At 51.6% G+C, this 16,721-nt stretch carries 17 protein-coding genes; 6 read left to right on the top strand and 11 right to left on the bottom strand.

The genetic code is table 11. The features are described 5' to 3' along the window. Positions 1-2 precede the first annotated feature (2 nt). The 7 genes from mraY to mraZ form a co-directional block, all read right to left on the bottom strand. Positions 3-1,082, bottom strand: coding sequence for a phospho-N-acetylmuramoyl-pentapeptide-transferase (gene mraY / locus HRM2_RS06290; RefSeq protein WP_015903167.1), 1,080 nt, complete (start codon positions 1,080-1,082; stop codon positions 3-5). A 3-nt stretch (positions 1,083-1,085) separates the two neighbouring features. After that, a complete protein-coding gene (locus tag HRM2_RS06285) occupies positions 1,086-2,546 on the bottom strand; it encodes a UDP-N-acetylmuramoyl-tripeptide--D-alanyl-D-alanine ligase (RefSeq protein ID WP_015903166.1) in 1,461 nt (486 codons plus the stop codon). Continuing rightward, entirely contained in the window at positions 2,543-4,087 is a 1,545-nt protein-coding gene (locus tag HRM2_RS06280; RefSeq protein WP_015903165.1) for a UDP-N-acetylmuramoyl-L-alanyl-D-glutamate--2,6-diaminopimelate ligase, read from the bottom strand. Before HRM2_RS06280 ends, HRM2_RS06285 begins: the two co-directional genes overlap by 4 nt. Before the next feature lie 3 nt (positions 4,088-4,090). Then, positions 4,091-5,836: a peptidoglycan D,D-transpeptidase FtsI family protein gene (locus HRM2_RS06275; protein WP_015903164.1), complete on the bottom strand. Its 1,746-nt coding sequence runs from the start codon at positions 5,834-5,836 to the stop codon at positions 4,091-4,093. Between the two features lie 118 nt (positions 5,837-5,954). Then, positions 5,955-6,275, bottom strand: coding sequence for an FtsB/FtsL family cell division protein (locus HRM2_RS06270; protein ID WP_015903163.1), 321 nt, complete (start codon positions 6,273-6,275; stop codon positions 5,955-5,957). Positions 6,276-6,279: 4 nt separating this feature from the next. Next, positions 6,280-7,218, bottom strand: coding sequence for a 16S rRNA (cytosine(1402)-N(4))-methyltransferase RsmH (gene rsmH / locus HRM2_RS06265; protein WP_015903162.1), 939 nt, complete (start codon positions 7,216-7,218; stop codon positions 6,280-6,282). Positions 7,219-7,248: 30 nt separating this feature from the next. Continuing rightward, complete coding sequence (gene mraZ / locus HRM2_RS06260; RefSeq protein ID WP_015903161.1) at positions 7,249-7,689, bottom strand: division/cell wall cluster transcriptional repressor MraZ; 441 nt, start codon at positions 7,687-7,689, stop codon at positions 7,249-7,251. Positions 7,690-8,154: 465 nt separating this feature from the next. Here mraZ and HRM2_RS06255 point away from each other — a divergent pair, with 465 nt between their 5' ends. Next, entirely contained in the window at positions 8,155-9,132 is a 978-nt protein-coding gene (locus tag HRM2_RS06255) for a nucleoside recognition domain-containing protein (protein WP_015903160.1), read from the top strand. Between the two features lie 49 nt (positions 9,133-9,181). On the opposite strand, the gene HRM2_RS06250 is transcribed toward HRM2_RS06255, so the two are convergent. Then, the gene (locus HRM2_RS06250; protein WP_015903159.1) at positions 9,182-9,706 is read right to left on the bottom strand and encodes a DUF523 domain-containing protein; all 525 of its coding nucleotides are present in this window, start codon (positions 9,704-9,706) and stop codon (positions 9,182-9,184) included. Positions 9,707-9,792: 86 nt separating this feature from the next. Here HRM2_RS06250 and HRM2_RS06245 point away from each other — a divergent pair, with 86 nt between their 5' ends. Next, positions 9,793-11,352 (top strand): SDR family oxidoreductase, encoded by a 1,560-nt coding sequence (locus HRM2_RS06245; RefSeq protein WP_015903158.1) that lies wholly within the window; start codon positions 9,793-9,795, stop codon positions 11,350-11,352. A 4-nt stretch (positions 11,353-11,356) separates the two neighbouring features. On the opposite strand, the gene HRM2_RS06240 is transcribed toward HRM2_RS06245, so the two are convergent. Both HRM2_RS06240 and HRM2_RS06235 read right to left on the bottom strand, forming a co-directional pair. After that, entirely contained in the window at positions 11,357-11,704 is a 348-nt protein-coding gene (locus HRM2_RS06240) for an AzlD domain-containing protein (RefSeq protein WP_015903157.1), read from the bottom strand. Beyond that, positions 11,697-12,440 (bottom strand): AzlC family ABC transporter permease, encoded by a 744-nt coding sequence (locus HRM2_RS06235; protein WP_232364210.1) that lies wholly within the window; start codon positions 12,438-12,440, stop codon positions 11,697-11,699. Before HRM2_RS06235 ends, HRM2_RS06240 begins: the two co-directional genes overlap by 8 nt. Before the next feature lie 270 nt (positions 12,441-12,710). Here HRM2_RS06235 and HRM2_RS06230 point away from each other — a divergent pair, with 270 nt between their 5' ends. Beyond that, positions 12,711-13,478, top strand: a complete 768-nt coding sequence (locus tag HRM2_RS06230; protein WP_187149342.1) for a response regulator — start codon at positions 12,711-12,713, stop codon at positions 13,476-13,478. Here the strand turns inward: HRM2_RS06230 and HRM2_RS06225 are convergent. After that, positions 13,460-13,717: a hypothetical protein gene (locus HRM2_RS06225; RefSeq protein WP_015903154.1), complete on the bottom strand. Its 258-nt coding sequence runs from the start codon at positions 13,715-13,717 to the stop codon at positions 13,460-13,462. The two genes, HRM2_RS06230 and HRM2_RS06225, sit on opposite strands and share 19 nt — an antisense overlap. An 888-nt stretch (positions 13,718-14,605) precedes the next feature. Between HRM2_RS06225 and HRM2_RS06220 the strand changes: the two genes are divergently transcribed. From HRM2_RS06220 to HRM2_RS06215, 3 genes are read left to right on the top strand one after another with little or no spacing between them, the layout of a single operon-like run. Next, complete coding sequence (locus HRM2_RS06220; RefSeq protein WP_012662387.1) at positions 14,606-15,367, top strand: tyrosine-type recombinase/integrase; 762 nt, start codon at positions 14,606-14,608, stop codon at positions 15,365-15,367. Further along, on the top strand, positions 15,349-15,519 hold the full coding sequence (locus HRM2_RS26975) for a tyrosine-type recombinase/integrase (RefSeq protein WP_012662388.1): 171 nt from the start codon (positions 15,349-15,351) through the stop codon (positions 15,517-15,519). Before HRM2_RS06220 ends, HRM2_RS26975 begins: the two co-directional genes overlap by 19 nt. After that, positions 15,516-16,580 (top strand): IS91 family transposase, encoded by a 1,065-nt coding sequence (locus HRM2_RS06215; RefSeq protein WP_012662389.1) that lies wholly within the window; start codon positions 15,516-15,518, stop codon positions 16,578-16,580. The genes HRM2_RS26975 and HRM2_RS06215 overlap by 4 nt, the downstream gene beginning before the upstream one ends. Positions 16,581-16,721 lie beyond the last annotated feature (141 nt).

The following is a 16,721-nucleotide window of genomic DNA, read 5'->3' as shown; positions in this document are numbered from 1 at the left end:
TCCTAACGAATCTTAAGGGTTGAAAGGGAAATCAGGGCCAGGGTAATGGCAATGATCCAGAACCGCACGATCACCTTGGACTCGGGCCACCCCTTGAGCTCAAAATGGTGGTGCAGCGGTGCCATGCGAAACACCCTTTTCCCCTTGGAAAGTTTGAAATAACCCACCTGGATGATCACGGAAAGGGCCTCGATGACAAACAGTCCGCCCACAACCAGGAGCAGAATTTCCTGCTTGGTAATCACTGCAATGGTTCCAAGAATCGCCCCCAGGGGAATGGACCCGGTATCGCCCATAAAGACCTGGGCCGGGTGGGCGTTAAACCAGAGGAACCCGAGTCCTGCCCCGGCAAGGATGCCACAGACAATGGTGATCTCGCCGCAGGAGGCAATGTGTTTCACCTGGAGATAGGAGGCTATGGTGATGTGGCTTGCCACATAGGCAAAAATCATATAGGTCACCCCTGCAATGATGATGGGTCCGATGGCAAGGCCGTCAAGGCCGTCGGTGAGATTTACGGCATTGGAGGTCCCGACAATCACAAGGGTTGCAAAGGGGATGTACCAGATGCCAAGATCCGGGGTGAAGTTCTTTAAAAAAGGGATGGACAGACTGGTATCAAAATCCGGACAGAGATACACCAGGTAGGAGATCACAAGCCCGGCCATGATCTGAACCAGGAACTTACCCCTTGCCGTGAACCCCATGTTTCTTTTTTTAACCTGCATCAGATAGTCGTCAATGAACCCAATGGCACCAAAAAGCAGCATGGATAAAAGGGTTATCAGGATGTAGTGGTTGGTGAGATCAGCCCAGAGAAGGGTAGAGACCCCAAGGGAAAAAAGGATGAGAATTCCGCCCATGGTGGGTGTACCCTCTTTTTCAAAATGGGTTTCAGGCCCGTCATTTTGAATGAACTGACCGATCTGCATCCTTGAGAGTCTATTGATCACCCAGGGTCCGAGCAGAAAACAGATCAAAAAGGCGGTAAGCCCCCCATAGATGGTACGAAAGGTGATATACCGAAACAGGTTGAAAAATGAAATTTCGGTGTGCAAGGGATAAAGGTAGTGAAACAGCATATTCTAATTCCCGTCGGAGGGGTCCATCTTTCCCCCCCCGGCAATGGTTGTGGTTCGTTTGAGTTGAGAGACGATCTTTTCAAGCCGCATTCCCCTGGAACCCTTGACCAGGATCCAGGCGTTTTCAGGTGTATGTGCCAGCAGGTCCGCGGCAATCTCATCCCGGGTGCCGGTCATGGCCGCCGATCCTGGGAAACCGGCCTTTACGGCCCCGTGGATCACATGGTCAGCCATGGGACCATGGGCGTATAGCCTGGATATTCCCGATGCTGCAGCAAGGGCACCCATCTCCCGGTGAAATTGTTCAGTCCCCGGCCCAAGCTCGAGCATGTCGCCAAGAACGGCAATGCCGACCCCGTTTTGCGTAACCCGCTCAAGGGTTTCAAGGGCAGCCCCCACAGAACCTGGATTTGCATTATAGGTGTCGTCGATGATGGTGGTGTGGTTAAAGCCAGGCTCAAGGTGCATGCGTCCCGGTTCCGGTTCAAAGGCTTCAAGACCCTGTTTAATCACGTCCATGGAGATGCCGGCAGCAAGGGCCGCACCAGCGGCAGCAAGGGCATTGCTGACCATGAAACGGGCCGGCGTGTGAAGAAAAACTTCCCGCGTCCCTTCCGAGGGTGAGACAAGGGTAAACCCCATGCCTTCTTCCCTGTCTGCTATTGCCGATGCCCCCACACAGTCCATGTTCAAACGGTCCATGGAAAAACAGACAATATTTTCAATGGCGGTATTGGCCCGGACCGCTGCGGAAAAAATGGGAAAACGTGGGTCGTCCAGGTTCAAGACCGCACTCCCATGGACTCGGACATGGGGCAGGAGTTCTGCCTTGGCCCGGGCCACGCCTTCCACCGTTCCCAGCCCCTCAAGGTGACAATGACTGGTGTTTGTGATTACGCCGATGTCGGGCAGGGCAATTGATCCCAGGCGGTGAATCTCACCTCCATGGTTCATGCCCATTTCCACCACGGCCCATTCATGGTCCAGGGAGAGTCCCAGGAGTGTCAGGGGAAGTCCAATCTCGTTGTTGAGGTTTCCCCGGGTCGTAAGGGTATTGAATTTGCGGCCGAAAATTTCCCCGGTCATCTTCCGGGTGGAGGTCTTTCCATTGGATCCGGTGATGGCAACCACTCTGACCCCGGCCCTCAACCTCTGGAATCGGGCAAGGTCACCCAGGGCCGTGAGGGTGTTGTCCACGGAAAAAAACAGGCAGCCCGGGACATCCTTGGGAATCTTTTGCCCCTTTTTAACCACAAACCCCCGGACGCCCCTTTTCACAAGGTCGGCAATAAAGGTGTGGCCGTCAAACCGTTCTCCTTCCAGGGCCACAAACAGGTCCTGGACGCCAATGGTGCGCGAATCGGTTGAAACGCCTGAAAAAACAATCTCAGTTACCGTATGCGTGGGCCCTTGTCCCAGGGCCTTTGCGATGTCAGCCACCCGCCAGGGTATGGGCCGGTTCATAACGTTTCTCCCAGCCCTTGCACACCTGCAAGGGCACTGGATAAAATTTCCCTGTCGTCAAAATGAATAGTGCCACCCTTTAAGATCTGATAGGTTTCGTGGCCCTTGCCTGCAGCAACAAGGATATCACCCGGGGTTGATGCAGCAACGGCCAGTTCAAGGGCTTTTCTTCTGTCAGGCTCCACAAAAAAACCGTTCCCGGTTTTCAACTGATCAGGTTTGAGCTCAGGACAGAGGGCCGTATCAATCCCCTTAAGGATCTCCTGGATAATCCCATGGGGATCTTCGCTCCTTGGATTGTCAGAGGTGATGATGGCAACATCACTCAAGGTTGCAGCAATCTGGCCCATGATCGGCCGCTTTGAACGGTCCCGGTCCCCGCCGCAACCAACAACGGTGATAATCCGTTTCGGGGCCTGGGCCTTAAGTGTTTCAAGGATGGACATCAGGGCGTCCGGGGTATGGGCATAGTCCACAAATACATGGCGACCATTGTCGGGCTCAACCCTCTCAAGGCGGCCGGGAACACCCTTGCAGCCTTCAATCCCCCTGACAATGACCTGGGGATCGATGCCAATGGCGTGTGCAGCCCCGGCAGCCGACAGTATATTTTCCACATTGAACGCCCCCACAAGGGCCGAGGAAAACGGGTATGGGGCCCCATCTATTTTCAGGATTCCGGTTGTGCCGGTTATGGTTTCAGCAAGGTCAAGGGCACAGACATCGGCACGGGAATCTCTTCCCGTGGTCACCACCTTTGTGGCTGCGGCGTCCCTGAGGGCCTGCCCCTTTTCATCATCCAGGTTGATAACGGCCATGGCTGTCAGAGCCTTGGGACCGCTTGGCAGTATCCGTGTAAAAAATCTTCGTTTGCAGGCAAAATAGCGGCCCATGGTCCGGTGGTAGTCCAGATGGTCCTGGGTAAGGTTGGTGAACACTCCGGCATCAAACCTGCAGTTTCTCACACGGTGAAGGTCAATGCTGTGGGATGAAACTTCCATGACAACATGGCTAACTTGAGCAGCCTTCATCTGGGCCAGGATCCGCTGAAGATCTATGGATTCAGGAGTGGTTACGGGGTTGTTAAAGAGTTTTCCCCGGTACCGGAAGTTTACCGTTCCAATCACCCCCACACAATGGCCGGCCTGGGCAAAAATACTCTCAAGGATAAAGGAGGTAGTGGTCTTACCATTGGTCCCGGTAATTCCCACAAGACACATTGATTCCGAGGGGTTGTCGTAAAAACGTGCAGCAATGGAAGCCATGGCCTTTCGGGTGTCAGCCACCTCAACCATCCGTTGTTTACCCGGAACTCGTTGCTGGACAACAACGGCTGCGGCCCCCCGCTCAAGGGCGTCTTCAACGTAGTCGTGACCATCGATCTTGAATCCTCGGACAGCAATGAATAGCCCTCCTGGCTTTACATCCCTTGAGTCGTTGTGGATGGACGTAATTTCAGGGTCAGAACCAGGATCAGAGGCCGGGTCCAGGCTGCGACGCCACAGGGGGGTACATTCTTTTAATAAATATGATAATTTCAACGGTTATACTCCATCTGACACCCTTGCAACCACCTGTTTCGGACCTAAGTCCGGACCAATATCCGGGGGGATGTTAAGATAATGAAAGGATTCTGCAACAATACTTTTAAATGCCGGTGCAGCCACAACACCGCCATAATGATTTCCCCGGGGTTCATCAACCACCACAACAACGGCTATCTCGGGACTATTTTCCGGGGCAAACCCTGCAAATACCGCTGTATAGCGGTTTTTGGCGTAGCCCCTGCCGTTCTGTGCAACCTTTTGGGCCGTTCCCGTCTTGCCACACACAGAATAGCCCTCGATTGCGGCATTGGTGCCTGTGCCGTCTTCCGTCACAACAGACCGCATCATCTGGCGAACCGTTTGTGCCGTCCGGGCAGAGATGACCCGCCGGACCCGTTGGGGTTCAAAGGTCTGATCGACCTCACCGGTATTGAAAAGCGTTTTTTGAACCAGAAGCGGGCGCATGAGCACCCCGTCGTTGGCAATGGCGGCGATGGCGGCCACAAGCTGAACTGCTGAAACCGACATGCCCTGGCCAAAGGATATGGCCGCAGCATCTATGGCGGACCACCTCTGGTAGAAGGACAAAGAACCAGGGGTTTCCCCCGGAGACGATACACCTGTTCGACTGCCGAACCCGAATCCGGAAAGGCCCTCGTAAAGGGCCTGTTCACCTGTTGTTTCTGAAATTTTCACAGCGCCTATATTGCTCGAATACTTAATAATCTGTGCCAGGGTCAGCCAGCCGTGTTCATGGGTATCATGGACGGTATAGGACCCGACCCTGTAACTGCCGTTCTCGCAGAAAAAAATAGATTTAGGGGTACAATACCCTTTGTCCATGGCAGACGCTGCCAGAAACACCTTCATGACGGACCCCGGCTCAAAGGGATCTGTCACGGATCGATTTCTCCAGCGCTCCCGTGTAAATTCAGAAAAGGCATTGGGATTAAATTCAGGATAGAGTGCCATGGAAAGGATTTCACCGGTTTTCGGCCGCATGGCAATTGCCATGGCAGATTTGGCCTTAAAACGGGTCACCACGTTCTTCAGCGCCCCTTCGGTGATATACTGGATATTTCTGTCAATGGTCAGGACCAAGCCGCCGCCGCTGAGTACCTCGCTTAAATTTTTGTCCGCATCAAGCCTTCTTCCCGCAGCATCCTTGGTGATGGTGAACTTGCTCTGCTTTCCCTTCAGTACATCCTCATAACCATACTCCAGCCCCTCCAACCCCTTTGAATCAGACCCTGTAAACCCAATCACCTGGGCTGCAAGGGTCCTGTTGGGGTAGAAACGGACCACATCTTTTTGAAACGACAAACCTGTAAGGTTAAGGCCCTTGAGCGCCTCTACCTCTGCAGGGGAAATTTTACGCTTAACCCAGACAAAATTTTTACTCGAAGATATTTTCCCCGCAAGTTTCACCGGGTCCATCCCCAGAACAGCTGCAATTGATCGGGCATCCTTTGCCGGGTTCCCAAGACGTTTTGGGAAAACAGCAACGGAAAGCGCATCAATGGTCGTACACAGCCGTTTGAGGTTTCTATCCAGAATCTCTCCCCTTTTTCCCTGGATCTGGACGGTATCTGTATACTCGTTTTCCGCCTTTTTAGCAAGATCATCACTGTCAAAGATCTGAATTTTAACGGCCTTTGCCCCAAGAAGACTCATGAACAGAAAAAAAAACAGCTCTACCAAAAGAATTCGAACCTGCATTCCGCTGTCTTTTTTCTGGCCCATTTGTGCCCTTTCCTCGTCATCTGGTTTTATGAAACTCCCACCGAAATCTCATAATCAGAGGTGTTTCATCATTTATTGTGGCAGGGGCCGATACCCTGCTCCGGCCAGGCCGGTGAGTTCATTGTGGGTCCATGTAAACGACCTGATCCTGTTCCGGCATCTCAAGGCCAAGTCTTGTTCTTGCTATTTTTGCGATTCTCTCGGGCGCTCCCAACCGATCCAGCTCGATGATCAACTCTTTCTGGTAAGTCCGTGCCCTTTTTCCCGCCTCTTGGGCCCGGGAGATCTGAAATCGGTTCCGTGTACAATCCACCCGGATACCGGTATAAATAAAAAGTTCACAGATAAAAAGGAGCAGAAACACCAGCCAGGGGCCTTGAATCTTTTTAATCTCCGACTTTACGGCGTTCCTACGTAATCTGCCGAATTCGTCTCCCATGGAATCATACCCTCCAGGCAACCCTGAGCCTTGCACTTCTTGCCATGGGATTTATCTCAATTTCCTCGGGTGTCGGCATGACGGCCCTTTTGGTCACGGATTTGAGCCTGGGCTTAAACCCGCACACGCACTCTGGAAAATCCCGGGGGCAGGTACAGCCCTGCTCAAGGGCCCTGAACCGCCGCTTGACCATCCTATCCTCAAGGGAATGGAACGAAATGATGCAGATCCTGCCCCCTGGGTTTAAAAAATCCACAAAGGTCTCCAAAAACCGCTCCAGCTGCTCAAGTTCCCGGTTAACACTGATCCGGAGGGCCTGGAACACCCGGGTTGCCGGATGAATCTTCTGCTGGTGAACAATTTTAGCAGGAATGGCAGCCCTTACAATTTCGGCAAGTTCACAGTTCCGGGTTATCGGAGCAGACGCCCTTTGTCTGACAATGGCCCGGGCAATCTTTCTTGACATTTTCTCTTCACCATACTTGAAAAAAATGTCTACAAGGGCCCTTTCTTCAAGGGTGTTCACAAGATCGGCGGCCGTTAAAGCTGTACGCATGTCCATGCGCATGTCCAGGGGTTCGTCTCCCTTGAAGCTGAATCCCCTTTGCCCCTTCCGGAGCTGATGGAGCGACAGTCCAAGGTCCAGCAGGATGCCGTCCACCCCCTTTATGCCAAGACTGTCAAGAATGGCGGGAAGATGGGAAAAATTGTCGTGAAAAATAGATACGTTGGCCATGTCATCTGCAAAGACCCTGTGGGCATTCTCAATGGCATCCAGGTCCTGATCAATCCCTATGAGCCTGCCGTTGGGCAGCACGGCCGCCAGGCTTGTTACGGCATGGCCGGAACCGCCAAGGGTACAGTCAACGCAGGTTTCTCCAGGCTTGAGATCCAGGCCGTCTCGGACCTCCCGGGGCATGACGGATCTATGTTCAAATTTCATTGATTAAAGCCCATATTAAAAGCCCCATAATTAAAGACCAAGGGATGCGATTGCTTCTCGTACTTCCTTTTTTTCCAGCTCTTCTTCCATCAAGTTGTTTTCCCTGTCCCACTGCTCCCTGGACCAGATTTCAAAATGATCCAACATCCCCACAAGTACGATTTCCTTCTCTAACCCGGCATAAGCCCTAATGCTCGGAGGAATCAGTATACGGCCCTGCTTATCACAGAGGCATTCACAGGCATTCCCAAGGAAAAACCGCTTGAATCGCCGCATGGGCTCACTCTTTGCGGAAAGAATCTTCTTTTCGATGGCCTGCCACTCGTTAAAGGTATAAGCGTAAAGTGCCTTGTCCAGGATCGAGACCATAACCCCATCTGCGCCACCGGCCCGAATATCATCCCGGAACCGTGCCGGAACAATGATTCTGCCCTTGGGGTCAATGGTATGGAAAGAGCTCGCTCTGAACATTTGGTTCTACATCCGTTTTTTTTTTGGATTTTCCTGGAACTACATCCACCTTACTCCACCTGAACGCTATAAGATTACGAAAACTGATATTTATGTCAAGATAAAAAAAATTTTTAAAAATAAAATGCAAGCATATCAGGAATATATATTTTTGTGGATAATAGTGGAAATTAATCCCATACCTTGATTATTTTTTAGCCCAAATCTGCCTGGCAGACATTTATGGTGGACCTTACCCAAGGGATATGCTACCCCAATCTGCGTATTTAATGTTTGAATCAGGAGTTCTGAATGTGGGGACAATGACAAACGGTTAAAAAACGGAGCAGAACGTGGAAGACCTTCAAAAAAATATTAATTTTGGGCGGCAACGGCAATGATTGTGGGCGTTGTCTTTGGTTCGGGTCTATTTTGCAAGGCAGATGGTGTACTCAAGGCTTCGGAAGTTAACATCACCAGAACCCCATGACATCAATTTTTGCATCCATAGAATACACCGCATCCATAGTACTTCCCATGGGCGGGGTCATGTTTTTGAGCCTTTTCGGCATTGAGTTTTTCATGCAGATGGGGCTGATGAAACACCTCAAGCCCCTGGGAAAGCCAATAGCAGGGTTTGCCAATCTGCCATCGGAAAGCGCGGTAAGCTTTCTTGCTGCCATCGGATCCATGATTGCGGCCCACACCATGGCGGCAGGATTCCATGCTGACCAACGGCTCACGGACCGGGAACTGATCCTCACGGGGGTCCTCAACACGGTGCCCTTTCACTTCAAGGAAACCCTCACCTTTCAGCTCCCCGTTATTCTGCCCCTCCTCGGCCTGAAACTCTGCCTTGTCTACATTACCGCATTCTGGTTGACAGGATTCATCAAAATCGGATTTGTTGTTCTGGGGGGCCGTTTTTTTATTTCTAAAAGGAAACAAACCAGGGACGCCTTCAGCACCTTTGAGTGCGACCCCCTGGACCCCGGATGTGGGCCGCGGCCATGGAAGCGACTGGTTTCAGACACCTGGAACACCCGGAAAAAAATGTTTTCCCGCATGATGACAACCCTTACCGCGGTGACCCTGGCCATTCAACTCCTCACAAATTTTGGAATGCTCAAATGGTTTGAACAAATCATCATTCCCATGACGGCCCTGTTTGATCTTCCCCCCGGGGTTGTGGGGCCGATCAGCACCTATGTGTTCAGCCCAACCGTGGGAATCACTTATATGTCGAACCTTCTCAACCAGGGAACGGTCACCCCGTTCCAGGCCATTGTAGCCCTCCTTGCCGGAAGCCTTTTAATGATCCCGGTCACCCGGCTGAGAAGGACCCTGCCAAGGTACACCTCCATCTACGGCATCCGGAACGGGTTTTCCATCTGCGCATGGACCACTTTTTTAAGCATGCTCTCAAGGGTAATGATTCTTACCTGGGTGCTCGTATTCTTCTGACTCAAGAACCACCGTTGTCCAGATTTTTCCCAGGGTGTTGAAAAGAGCCTCAGTGACAGGGATGTCTTTCCTGGAAGGACAAGAGGCTTTCAATGAAATCTGCCATCAGCTCTGGATCCTGGAGCCGTTGGGATTCCTCCACAGGAATGGTGGGAAACCGCCGGGTAAAGGCCCGTGCAAACAGCCCCCTTCCCGTGGGCGTAACCCCACCTTCTGCATCAAACACCTTGACCCGAAACAGACCGCAGCTCGGGGATTTATTCTTAAATATAAAACCGCAGAGATTCTCTTGTTCAAGGGCCTTTGACCGATTCTGTGCCCAGTCAACCATCTGATCTGTCCGATCAACCCCGGTATCCCTTGTGACCAGCCTCGGGTTTTCAGGATCCCCCATGAGGATTATGGGCTCCCGGGGAGTGGTCATGCCGCATTCAACCTCGGGACACACGGCAACATAATCAACAAAAGGCCCCAGGGTCTGAAGCAACAAGGGATCGTGGCTGTGGTTGCCATCATAGCGCACATAGTTGCCAAGCAGGCAGGCGCTGATTCCAATCCGTATGGGTTTTACCATCTGCGTTTCCTCTTTCCATGTTCCATATTGACTTTCCATGGTTGACTATATAAACTTTATAAACCAACCTTGAAAAGGGAAAAAATATGTCCCCTTCCGATCCAGACAATCAAACAGTGCAAAAACCCGTCCTTGTGACCGGGGCCACCGGATATGTTGCTGGCAGGCTTATTCCGCTGCTGCTGGATTCCGGCTACACCGTCAGGGCCATGGGCCGATCCCTTGAGAAAATGGCATCCCGGCCATGGGCCGTCCATCCCCGTATTCAACTTGCCCGGGGAGACATCGGCGACATCGCATCCCTGGGAAAGGCCGTCAGGGGATGCGGCGCCGTCTATTACCTGGTTCACTCCATGATTTCACAAAAGGGAAAATACCGCCATGCCGACATGATCGGGGCCAGGAATATGGCTGCGGCAGCGGCTGCTGAAAAAGCGGATCACATCATCTACCTTGGGGGGCTTGGGGATATCAACCACAGGAACATAAGCCGCCATCTCATATCCCGAAATGAGGTGGGAAAAATACTGGCCCAGGGTTCTGTTCCGGTGACCGTGCTGCGGGCAGCCATGATCCTTGGATCGGGAAGTGCCAGCTTTGAAATATTGAGATATCTTGCAGAACGCCTGCCGATGATGATCACCCCCAAATGGGTGAACATGCCCACCCAGCCCATTGCCATCACCAACGTGCTCGGCTATCTCAAGGGGTGTCTCGAACATCCTGAAACCCGTGGAAGGACCTTTGATATCGGGGGACCCGACGTGGTCTCCTACCGGGATCTTTTCTACATTTTTGCACAAACGGCCGGGCTGCCCAAACCATTACTCATCCCCGTGCCTGTGCTGAGCCCTAAATTTTCCGCCCTGTGGATCCATCTGATCACCCCAGTCCCGGCAGCCATTGCAGGCCCCCTGACCCAGGGTCTCAGTATCCCCACCGTGTGCAGGGAAAATACCATCACGACCATCATTGCCCAGGACCTCATCACCTGCTCCGAAGCCATCAAAAGAGCCCTTGACCGTATCAACCACCAGGAGGTGACCACCTGCTGGGCAGATGCCGGCGCCATGGCCTTTCCAGAGTGGACCCACTGCGGGGATTCGTCCTACTCCGGGGGAACGCTTTTAGAATGCGGATTCAGGGCAACGGTAAATGGCACTCCCCAGGCCCTGTGGCCTGCCATGGAACCGCTGTTCAAGGGAAACGGCTGCTACACGACAAGTGGCCCCTGGCGATTAAGGGGGCTCCTGGACCGATTTGCCGGAGGGCCTGGCCTTAAGCGGGGAAGGCGGCCAGACAAACACCTTCAACCTGGGGACACCCTCGATTTCTGGCGGGTGCTCAAGGTAAATCCACTGGCCATGGTCCTGCTGGCAGATGAGATGAAAATGCCCGGCCAGGCCCTGCTGGAGATAAAAATCACCCCCCTTGACAACCAGTGCTGCGAGCTGACCATCCTGTCACGTTTTCGCCCAAAAGGACTTGCCGGGATCGCATACTGGTACCTGTTCTACCCGTTCCAGCAATACGTTTACGCCCGAATGCTCAGGGATATGGTACGGATTACGGGCCTTGAAATGCCATCGGGCCCTGCAAGGTTCACCTCCATCATACAGCGGGCATGCATGGTCAAAGGGAAATAAACCGTTATCCCAGGGCAAAGCACCATTGAACCCCCAGAAAAACCGCCATGCTCACCACAATGGTTAACAACAGGTTTTTAAACAGCCCGCCAATAACGCAGGCGGCAAGGGCACCAATGAGATAGGGGTTGCTCAGTTTGAGGTTGAGTGCCTGCCCATCGGGCATGAGCACGGAAGGCACAATAATGGCTGAAAGCACCACGGGGGGGACATATCTCAACCCACGCGCAAACAGGTTAGGAAATCGGAATCGTCCTGAAAGGGGAAACATGATATAGCGAATACCAAAAGTCACCAGGGCCATACCCGCAACCATGTAAACCTCAGAAAGACCAATACCCGGGTCAAACATCTTGAACCACCTCTTTTTTCACTGAAACGAACAACTCCCATGCGAGGCCGGCCGCAACACCGGCAAGGGCGGCAACCATCAGGCCAAGCTTGTGGGGAAGCCCACTGGCCATAATTGATACCGTTCCTGCGGTGAGCACCGAAGCCCACATGGGTTTTGAAACAAGATAGGGAATAACAATGCCGATAAAGGTGGCAGGCATGGCAAAATCAAGCCCCCATTGGGATATTTCAGGAAAGGCCTTACCGGCCGTAAGTCCAATGATGGTGCACAGGTTCCAGTTTAAATACATAAACACCATTGAACCCAGGTTGTAGTAATGCTTGTCCAGAGCCCCGTCCCGCCGGCTGTAACGGCTGACAGCCACGGCAAAGGTTTCATCGGTCAGACCAAAGGAGAGCACAATTTTCCACAGCGGATTCAAATTTTTATAAAAAGGCACCATGGTGGCTCCGTAGAGCATATGCCGCAGATTGACCACAAAGGTGGTCAAAACGATCATGGGCCAAGCTGTCCCCGCGGCCACAAGGCCCACACAGACGAACTGTGAGGCTCCGGCAAAGACAAACATGGACAACCCTATGGTTGCACCAAACGATATGCCTGCCGTGGCCGCAAGGGTTCCAAAAATAATACCAAATGGAATGGCTCCGACAATCAAGGGAAAAGTATCTTTTGCCCCCTCAAAGAACATGGACAAACGACCTTGTGAAAAATGGGTAACGGATTGACTCATCTGAGTATAAACGCCTCTCTTTTTGTCATTTTATCAAAAGATTAAATCATCATGATTAAAACCAAATTTATTATCATGGTTTTTATAGAAATTAAACCCGCATTTACAATCGCCATCCGATTCAGCCTCTTTATCCATTGTCAAAACCACCCTTTCAGACAAACAATCACCCGGGAAAAGCCATTGACAGATCAAACGCCATATGACAATACTTTCTCAAACTTTAGGGGCCGATTCTCAATGCCCCCCCTTGCTGGAGAGGCAGGAACCATGACTGACAAACCAACCTATCAAGCCCTTGAAGCCAGGATAGGTCAACTTGAAAAAGAGGTCGCGGAAAAAGAAACACTTTCCGCACAGTTGCAACAGGCCCAGAGAATGGAGGCCGTGGGGACCCTTGCCGGAGAAATTGCCAATGATTTTAACAACATTCTCCAGGGCATCAGCGGGTACACGGAAATTTTGCTCCAGGGAAAAGAACCCGACAATCCTGATTTTCCAAATCTCACCGCCATATATAAAGCCGCAGAACGGGGTACCCGACTCATCCGGCAGCTTCTTTCGTTCAGCCACGGGGTAACCGCCCGAAAAGAACAAACGGCAAAGGCGGATGCCCTCCTGGAGAAGAACACCTCTCCCCTGGGCGGACGAGAAACCATTTTGGTGGTGGATGATGAAAAAAGCATCATAGACATGGTCGGCACGATCCTGAATCAATTTGGATATCAGGTTCTCACGGCAGCAAATGGACGAGAAGCCCTTGAACGCCATCGACAGCTTTCCCGAAAAATTGATCTTGTTATTCTTGATATTGGAATGCCGGAAATGGGCGGCCAGGAATGCCTCCAGGAACTTCTCAAACTCGACCCCCACACCCGGGTTGTCTTTACCAGTGGTTATTTAAACGACGCATCCATTGCAGAGCTTATGAAATCAGGAGCCATGGGTTATATCGGTAAGCCTTACAAGGTAACGGATTTTCTGCAAAGCATCAGAACCGTTCTGGACAAAGAACGGCCCTATTTCCAGGAGTCATAATAATCTGCATTAAACCCAATGACAAAGCAATCCTTTGTCTGAAAAGCAGGCGCCCTTAAATTACCGCTGGGCCCCATGACCTGCTTTAAGATTTTCTCCCTATCATCCAGGGCAGGATTCCAGACTTGAACCTTTTTCCCCTTTGCCGTAACAATGGCCGGTGAATGTTGAATCATTTCCCAGGCAGAACCCGCATCAAATCGGTCTTTTCGGGCGTCCACAACGATCTTTATGACCACATTTTTTGCATCAAGAGCCTCTTGTGCCTTTTTACACGAGGCTCAGCCCCTACGAAGGTATGCCCATTCTATCTCCATAATCCCTCCCTGATTTTTTTATATGAAACTCGTTTCGACCGGCAGACGGAAACGGGTGTTACCCTTCTCTCATTCTCGCAGGCCGTCCATGGCCTGCTCCGAGGGAAATGGCAACTCCTTGGACCTCGTGTCCACCGTTGCCATTTAATCCGTTCAGGGCAACACCCGTTCCCGCCTGCCTACTACTGTCGAGTTTCGTGATTCGTTGTGTCCGCAGGACATAATGGTTATATGAAACTCGTTCCGAAGCATTACCATTAGCAGAGTTTCAATATTCGTTGTGGCCGGAAGCCATCCCTCGCTCCGGCCACGCCGGTTTTATAAGAAACTCCCGTCGAAACATCATTGTGAAAGTCTCGACTTTCGAGCCCCCTTTGGTTTCCCTGACCGGAACATTGTAAACCCAAGGGGATAGGATTTTTGCCCTTCCAGACGTTAAGAAGCGCAGGTTGTTTGAGGACTTTAGCCCGCAGTTCCTGCGCTTTAGTCTGGAAGGGCAAAAATCCCCCCGACGTTTACCGTTCCGGTCAGGGTAACCAAAGGGGGCGGAATGGTACTATCGCCTGCTCAGTACCATCGTATTTCATTCTTCGTTGTGGCCTGGGCAGATACCCTGCACCGGACATGCCGGTTTATAGAAATTGTAATCGCTGCAATTTTTTGTTGGACGAAGCCGCTACGCGGAGACTGCAAGTCCCACCTTTTTTAAAAATCAACACATTTTAATTTTGCCTTCTTATAGTGATATACCGGAAAAGGCGATGCCAACGCATCCGCCATTGACCAGTTACTTCAAAAAGGAGGTTTACAATGGACACCAGCATGCCCAATGATCCAAAATTCAACAAGTATTACCATAAGCATCTTCAATGCTTGAAACTGGCAGGCCTGCAACCTAAGACCATCGAGGCCTACTCACGGGCGATCAGGCGGATCGGCAACTATTTCGACTGCCGGGTCGAAAACCTGACCACCGACCAACTCCTTGATTACTTCAACGACCTGCTCGAGAACCGTTCCTGGAGTGCAGTCAAGCTCGACCTTTATGGCCTGAAGTTTTTTTACACCAGAGTGCTGGGCAAGACCTGGGAGGACATCCCCCTGATCAAACCACCGAAGACCACCAGGATTCCGGATATTCTTTCGGTAGAACAACTCCAACAACTGGTCTGCGCTACACGACAGTTGAGTTACCGGGTTTTCTTCTTCACAGCCTATTCACTGGGCTTGCGTCTTGGAGAAGGAATCAGGTTGAAGGCCGGCGATATCGATTCTGTCAATATGCGGGTCCACATCCGCGACGCCAAGGGAAACAAGGACAGGTTGGTTCCCCTGCCGGAGAAGACCTTGCAGACCCTGAGAAATTTCTGGTCTGTCCATCGACACTCAGAGTTCCTCTTTCCCAATCGGAAGCGGGGGCTGAAAAATGCACATCTGGTAGATACGCCCTTGGACAGAGGCGGAATTCAGACTGCCATGAAGGCCGTGGTCACGCAACTCGGTATTAAAAAAAAATTTCATGCCACTCGCTTCGCCACAGTTATGCCACCCATATGCTGGAATCCGGCGTAGATCTTGTCGAACTCCAGCAGATCCTGGGACATGTCAGCATCCTGACTACCTCCAGATATACTCACCTGACGACCGTCACTAAAAACAACGCCCGCCAGGCCGTCAATTCCTTGACCGACACCTTTGATATTACCTGGGGAGGTGTCAAATGATTCTAATCTCCACAATAATCAACAAATTCAAGCATGGCTTTCTGGAGCAATACAAAGATTCAATCCTACCCAGTCACCAAAAGGCCCTCTGGGCTATGGAGCAGTGCAGGCAGGAGCATGGCCCGCACATGCTGGCACAATGCACAGATCATGACTGCGGCGAAAAAAGATATATTCCCCACTCCTGTGGTCACAGAAACTGCCCCCATTGCCAGAACCATGAAAACCAGCAGTGGATCGAAAATCAACTGGACAAGCGACTCCCGGCCGAATACTACCTGGCCACCTTCACCCTCCCCAGGCAACTTCGGGCCTTGACATGGAGGCACCAGAAAATCGTCTATTCCCTGATGTTTGATTGTGTCCAGGAGACCCTGAAAACCTTCACCCGGAACGACAAAAAACTTGGTGGAGCAGCCGGGTTCACCGCCATACTCCACACGCATTCACGAGAGCTCGAGTATCATCCCCATATTCATGTCGTCATGCCCGCGGCAAGCATCAACATGCTAACCCGTTTATGGAAGAAAAAGGCCGGATACCTCTTCAACGAAAGGGCCCTGGCAAAGGTCTTCCGGGCAAAAATGCTGGAAGCCTTGGTCGATCAGGGCCTGAAACTGCCCGGGGATTGCCCCGAAAAGTGGATTGTTCATTGCAAAAACGTCGGCAACGGCGACAAGGCCATCATCTATCTTGGAAAATATCTTTACCGGGGAGTCATTCAGGAAAAGGACATCTTGCGATGCGAAGACGGCATGGTGACCTTCCGTTACCTGCACGCAAAGTCTAAAAAATACAAAACCCGGACCGTGACCGGAGAAAAATTTCTTTATCTGCTCATGCTCCATATCCTGCCCAAGGGTTTTCGTAGAATCCGGTGTTATGGATTCCTTCATCCCTGCAGCAAGAAACTCATTAAACTCCTTCAGCTAATATTGCGAGTCATTCCATTCCGTATGCTTGCAAGCAGACAGAAAAAACGACCCGCCATCACCTGTCCCATTTGTGGAGCAAAGATGAAAATCATCCAAACACAAATTCTTCTGCCGCTGGTTGCCTGACCAGCATGAACGAGCTGAAAAGGAGGTGTTGACTAATCCAAATTCCGCACATCACTAAGCGTGAAAGGAAACTGGTTCTCCCGGCAACGCATACTTGCGCGCAGAAAACAGCCTTTTTGGGTTCGAACGGCCTCGATAATT

Origin of the sequence: Desulforapulum autotrophicum HRM2 (assembly GCF_000020365.1) — a bacterium.
GTDB classification, from domain to species: domain Bacteria; phylum Desulfobacterota; class Desulfobacteria; order Desulfobacterales; family Desulfobacteraceae; genus Desulforapulum; species Desulforapulum autotrophicum.
This window is presented reverse-complemented; position numbering and strand designations above follow the sequence as displayed.